This window comes from Stenotrophomonas sp. P5_A8 (genome assembly GCF_056400545.1).
In genome coordinates this window covers 1-733 of the sequence record NZ_JBFULB010000634.1, presented here as the reverse complement: position 1 = coordinate 733, position 733 = coordinate 1, and the positions used below count along the sequence as shown (strand labels likewise).

General features: G+C 53.0%; 1 pseudogene. It reads right to left on the bottom strand.

Going from position 1 to position 733, the window contains the following annotated elements:
- Positions 1 to 660, bottom strand: a pseudogene (locus tag AC1DQP_RS21190) (integrase); the annotation flags it as partial.
- Positions 661 to 733 lie beyond the last annotated feature (73 nt).

The window sequence follows — 733 nt, the reverse complement described above, 5'->3', positions numbered from 1 at the left end:
CAGTCGCTCTGGCTCTTCTGGATCAACGACAAGATCTTTACGAGGGGCCTTGAACGCGGTCATCGGCGAATGCGGGATGGCTCCGGCCTCGTGCAGCGTATTGAAGAAGGCGCTCAATAAACGGCGGTGCAATTCAAGCGTTGCATTGGCGGGCTGAGTTCTGCCCAGCGCCTGCCCCTTCGCGATCAGTCCTTTGACATCGAGCTTCTGATAGGCGGGGTTGGACATGAAGTCTTCTGGAGCCCAGCGCAATAGGTCCCACATCTCGTAGATATGCGTGTGATTGATGCCTGCAACCGAAATATCGCCAGTGACCCGTTGCAGGATCGCAAGCGTCCGGCGATATGCATCAATGGTTGTCTGCTCGCGATTTTGCCGTTTTTTGTCGTTGAGGAAATCTTCTGCTTCTTTCGAAAGAAGCCGAGCCGGGGTTGCCGGAGGYAAAGGCTCTGGATAGCGCGTGCCTGATCGGCGAAGCCGTCTTTTGCGCTCATGGTCGTCTAGCGTCGCTTGGACGAGGTTCTGAAAGTAAACGGCGCCTGCTTGGCTGGTAATCCGGATGTTCCTAAAGCTTGATTTGCCGTGGCTAACTTCTTCGATAAAGAGATCGCCGAATGGCTCTTCGATGTAATTCGCCAATTGAGGGTTTTGAGAGAGCATCTACTATCCGATATGAGGAGGTAGATCTTTGTTAAGGCAGCACGATTGTTCGTCAATCCAAAATCGAGACAGA